This is a genomic window from Acidovorax sp. KNOB132, from assembly GCF_057541515.1.
In genome coordinates, this window is sequence record NZ_BAAJYT010000232.1 from 1 (window position 1) to 5,595 (window position 5,595).

Sequence of the window (5,595 nt, forward strand, 5' to 3'; positions counted from 1 at the left end):
AGCGGCGTCGGAAGCCCCGGTGGCGGCACCGGAGGCCCCTGCGGCTGCGGGGGCGGCGGGCTCTTCGAACTTGGCGCCGGCCGCGTTGGCCATGTAGGCCACGCCGCGCGCGATCTCGGTGTCGTTGAAATCGCCGCCGCCTTGCGGGGCCATCGCGCCCTTGCCGGCGAGGGCGGAATGCACCAGCGCCTCGAACCCGGTCTTGATGCGCGGGCCCCAGGCCGCGGCGTCACCCAGCTTGGGGGCGCCTGCCGCGCCCGTGGCATGGCAGGCGGCGCATTGGCCCTTGAAGACTTCCTCGCCGGGGCGCAGGGGGCGGTTGGCATCGCGCACTTCCACCATGCCCACCTTCTGGATGCGTTCCGCCAGCGCCCGTTCGGGGTTCGCGGCGCCATCGGCCGGCTTGGTGCCCGAGGTCACGTACATCACGAGCCCGATGATGGCGAAGATCGGGACCACAAACGAAAAGAAGACCGTCAACAGCAGTTGCTTGGGATTCTTGATGGGGCCGGTGTGCGCTTCTTCGTGGGGGGTGTCGCTCATGACGTCCTCTATGTATCGGGGGCTTGATGAAACCAGCCGCTGATTATAGGAAGGCTCCCCGGGGCCGGCCGTTAGGGAAAACGGCCGGCTTTTCCTGGCGTTTGCGCTGCATCAAGAACCGGCGGCAGGCATGGGGGTGGCGGCTGTGCGGATCGCCCTTGCGGGCGGGGGCACCACGCCGGCGCATCGCAGCCGGTCCTGAAAACAAAAAACGCCCTGCAAGGACGGTTTTCCTTGCAGGGCGCGGTGCCCGGTCTGGAGGCTAAAGCCGCACCCCCGTGCGTGCCCGAAGCCGTTTTGCGGGGGGCGCGGGATCAGGAGCCCGAGGCGCGCTCGTCCTGCGGCGTCCAGCCGCCGCCCAGCACCTTGTACAGGGTGATCTGGTTTTGCAGCTGGATGAGCCGCGTCTGCACCACGAGTTGCTCGGAGGTGAACAGCGAGCGCTGGGCATCCAGCAGATCGAGGTAGCTGGACACGCCGTTGCGGTAGCGCAGATCCGACAGCTGCAGGCGCTTGGCGTCCGCGTCCGCCTGGGCGCGCTGCGCCGCCAGCTGCTCTCCGAGGGTGGCCTGGCCCGCGAGGGCGTCGGACACTTCGCGGAAGGCGGTCTGGATCGACTTCTCGTACTGCGCCACCGAGATGGAGCGTGCGGCCCGCGCCGATTCGAGCGTGGCCTGGTTGCGCCCGGCATCGAAGATCGGCAGCGCCGCCTGCGGCGCCAGCGAGAAGGCCCAGGAACCGCTCTTGAACAGGCCCGACAGTTCGTTGCTCACCGTGCCCACGCTGGCGGTCAGCGAGATGCGCGGGAAGAACGCCGCGCGCGCTGCGCCGATGTTCGCGTTGGCGGCAATCAGCTGCTGCTCGGCCTGGCGGATGTCGGGGCGCCGCGTGAGCAGGTCGGACGGCAGGCCCGCCGGCAGCGCCGGCATGGCGGGGGCGTCGGCCAGGCGCGACACCGTGGTGCCCAGGCTGTCGCGGATGTCCTGCGGCAGGGGCTGGCCCAGCAGCAGGGCCAGGGCGTTCTCGTCCTGCATGCGCTGGCGCCGCTGCTGCGCATAGGTGGCGCGGGCGGCCTGCGCCAGGCCTTCCGCCTGGCTGTTGTCCAGCTCGGAACTCACGCCGTTTTCCAGGCGCAGGCGCGTCAGCTTGACCGACTCTTCGCGCGTGCCCAGCGTGCGGCGCGAAATGTCGAGCAGTTCCTCGTCGGCCAGCAGGTTGAACCAGGCGGTGGCGACGGACGACACCAGGCTCAGCTGGGTGGACCGGCGGGCCTCCTCGGTGGCGAAATACTGCGCCAGGGCCTGCTCCTTCAAGGCGGCGATGCGCCCGAAGAAGTCGATTTCCCAGGCCGAAACCGCCAGGCCGACCTGGTAGCTGTTGGCATACGAACGCGTGGTCGTGTCGGGCTGGCGCGTCGCGTTGACGGCGGCGTTCACCGTGGGGAACTGGCCGGCGCGCTGGATCTGGAACTGCGCGCGGGCCTGTTCGATGTTGAGCGCGGCCACGCGCAGGTCGCGGTTGTTTTCCAGCGCGATGGCGATCAGCGTCTGCAGGCGTGCATCGGCGAAGTATTCCTTCCAGTCGATGTCCGCGGCGGCCTTGGCCGTTTCGGCGCCGCCGGCGGCCCGCGGCGTTGGGGAACGCCTGCGGCACCGGAGCGGCGGGCCGCTCGTAGGTCGGGATGAAGCTGCAGCCTGCCAGCACGGCAGCGGCAGCCACCACGCTCAGCAGGGGGGCGTGCGATGCGCGCACTAGCGCGCAGGGACGATGGATGGGGCATGGGGGTCTCCAGCGGATCGGTCGTCATTCAAGGTTTTCCGTGGCATGGCGGTGCTGGACCTGCTTGGCGTCGTGCTCCTGCTGGCGCTTGCTGCCCTTGAAGAAGGTGCGCACCAGCACGAAGAACACGGGCACGAAGACCACGGCCAGCACGGTGCCGGTGATCATCCCGCCGATCACGCCGGTACCGATGGCACGCTGGCTGGCCGAGCTGGCGCCCGAGGCGATGAACAGCGGCACCACGCCCAGCGTGAATGCCAGCGAGGTCATGATGATCGGCCGGAAACGCAGGTGGGCGGCTTCGAGGGCGGCCTCCAGTGCGCTCTTGCCCTCGGCCTGCAGGTCCTTGGCGAACTCCACGATCAGGATCGCGTTCTTCGCCGACAGGCCGATGATGGTCACCAGGCCGATCTGGAAGTACACGTCGTTCGACAGCCCGCGCATCAGCGTGGCCAGCAGCACGCCGAGCACGCCCAGCGGCACCACCAGCAGCACCGACACGGGAATCGTCCAGCTTTCATACAGCGCGGCCAGGCACAGGAACACCGCCAGCAGCGAGAAGGCGTAGAGGATCATGGCCTGGGAGCCGGCGAGCTTTTCCTCGCGGGACTGGCCCGTCCACTCGAAGCCGAAGCCGGGCGGCAGCTGGCCGGCCAGGCGCTCCATCTCGTTCATCGCATCGCCGGTGGTGAAGCCGGGGCCGGCATCGCCCGCGATCTTGATGGACGGGTAGCCGTTGTAGCGCACCGTCTGCATCGCGCCCGTGATCCAGCGCGTGGTGGCGAAGGTCGACAGCGGCACCGTCTGGCCCTGGCTGTTCACGACCGGCAGGTCCAGCACCGATTCCGGGCGCATCCGCGCCGCGGCGTCGGCTTGCACCACGACGCGCTGCAGGCGGCCTTTGTTCGGGAAGTCGTTGATGTAGCTCGAACCCAGCGCGGTCGAGAGCGCCGAGCTGATGCTGTCGAAGCCGATGCCCAGGGCGTTGGCCTTGTCGCGGTCGATGTCGATCTGCATCTGCGGCGCATCTTCCATGCCGTCGGGGCGCACGCCCGCGAGGACCTTGCTCTGCCCGGCCATGCCGAGCAGCTGGTTGCGTGCCCCCAGCAGCGCTTCGTGCCCCTGGCCCGCGCGGTCCTGCAGCCGGAAGTTGAAGCCGGTGCCCGTTCCCAGTTCGGGAATGGGCGGCGGGCTCAGCGCGAAGATGAAGGCATCGCGGATGCTGGAGAGGGCGCCGAAGGCGCGGCCAGCCACGGCAGAGGCCGCGTGTTCGGCGCCGGAGCGCTCGCTCCAGTCCTTCAGGATCACGAAGGCCAGGCCCGCGTTCTGGCCCTGGCCGGAGAACGAGAAGCCCGCCACGGTCACGATGTTCTCGACCTCGGGCTGCTTGAGCATGTAGCCCTCGACCTGCTTGAGCACCTCGCTGGTCCGCGACTGCGCGGCGCCGGGCGGCAGCTGCACGTTGGTGATGATGTAGCCCTGGTCTTCGTTGGGCAGGAACGAGGTCGGCAGGCGCATGAACACCACCGCCACCGCGCCGATCAGCGCGAGGTACACGATCATCATGCGGCCGCCGCGGCGCAGCATCTTGCTCAGGCCGCTCTCATAGCCGTGCGTGGCGTTCTTGAACGAACGGTTGAACCAGCCGAAGAAGCCTTTCTTCTCGGCATGGTGCTCGGGATCGATCGGCTTGAGCAGCGTGGCGCACAGGGCCGGCGTGAGCGACAGAGCGAGGAACGCCGAGAAGGCGATCGACGTGGCCATCGTGGCCGCGAACTGGCGGTAGATGTTGCCGGTGGAGCCGGCGAAGAACGCCAGCGGCACGAACACCGAGATCAGCACCACGGTCACGCCGATCACGGCGCCCGAGATCTGACCCATCGCCTTGCGGGTGGCCTGCAGCGGCGGCAGGCCTTCCTCGGCCATGATCCGTTCGACGTTCTCCACCACCACGATGGCATCGTCCACCACGATCCCGATCACCAGCACCATGCCGAACATGGTCAGCACGTTGATCGAAAAGCCCATGGCCATCAGCACGCCGAAGGTGCCCAGCAGCGCCACCGGCACCACGATGGTTGGGATGATGGTGTAGCGGAAGTTCTGCAGGAACAGGAACATCACGATGAACACCAGCACCACGGCTTCGATCAGCGTGTGCACCACCTTCTCGATCGAGACGGACACGAACTTGGAGGTGTCGTACGGCACCACGTAGTTCACGCCCTGCGGGAAGAACTTCTTGAGCTCTTCCAGCTTGGCCTTCACCGCCTTGGCCGTGGCCAGGGCATTCGCGGACGGCGTGGGCTGCACGCCCAGGCCCACGGCGTCCTTGCCGTTCAGGCGCGCGCTGGTGTTGTAGCTCTGCGAGCCCAGCTCGATGCGGGCCACGTCCCTGAGGCGGACGGCCGAGCCGTCCGTGTTGGCGCGCAGCACGATGCGGCCGAACTCTTCGGCCGACGACAACTGGCCCTGCACCACGATGGTGGCCGCCACGGGCTGGCCCGTCTCGGCCGGCAGATCGCCCAGGTTACCGGCGGACACCTGCGCGTTCTGCGCGCGGATGGCGGCGTTGACCTGGTCGAGCGACAGGTTGAAGCCCTTGAGCTTGGCCGGGTCCACCCAGATCCGCATGGCGCGTTCGGAGCCGAACTGCGTGAGCGTGCCCACGCCGGCCACGCGCTGCAGTTCGGGAACCACGTTGCGCGCCGCATAGTCGTTCAGCGCCTCGATGCTCACGTCGGGGCTTTCCGTCGTGAGCATGGCGAACATCAGGAAGTTGGAGCGCGACTGCTCCACGCGCACGCCCTGCTGGGTCACGGCGCTCGGCAGCCGCGGCGTGGCGCGAGAGAGCCGGTTCTGCACGTCCACCTGCGCGAGGTCGGCATTGGTGCCGGGCTCGAAGCTCAGCACGATGCTGCCGGTGCCGTTGGCCTGGCTGGTCGTCTCGACGTAGGCCAGGCCGCTCGCACCGTTCATCTCGCGCTCGATGACGGCCAGCACGCTGTCCTCCAGCGTCTGGGCGTTGGCGCCAGGGTAGGCCACCGACACCTGGATGGTCGGCGGCGCGACGGCGGGATACTGCGCGATCGGCAGCCGCGTGATGGAGATGGCCCCCATCACGATGATGAAAATGGTGATCACCCACGCGAAGATGGGGCGCTCGATGAAGAACTTGGCCATGTGCCGCGCTCCTTCTTATGGCTTGGCCGGGGCGGCAGCGGAAGCGGCGGACGCGGCGGACGCGGCGGGAGCCGCCGCAGAGGCGGGGCG

2 protein-coding genes and 1 pseudogene are annotated in these 5,595 nt (G+C 68.5%); all 3 read right to left on the bottom strand.

The window, feature by feature from the left end; genetic code table 11:
• Nucleotides 1-543 (bottom strand): c-type cytochrome (locus tag AC27IO_RS19650; protein WP_498740305.1); only part of this gene is annotated, 543 nt, incomplete at its 3' end.
• A 314-nt stretch (nt 544-857) separates the two neighbouring features.
• A pseudogene (locus AC27IO_RS19655) lies at nt 858-2,295 on the bottom strand (efflux transporter outer membrane subunit).
• 51 nt (nt 2,296-2,346) lie between these two features.
• Nucleotides 2,347-5,505 carry an efflux RND transporter permease subunit gene (locus AC27IO_RS19660; protein WP_317353666.1) on the bottom strand — a complete coding sequence of 1,053 codons (3,159 nt, stop codon included), beginning with the start codon at nt 5,503-5,505 and terminating at the stop codon, nt 2,347-2,349.
• Nucleotides 5,506-5,595 lie beyond the last annotated feature (90 nt).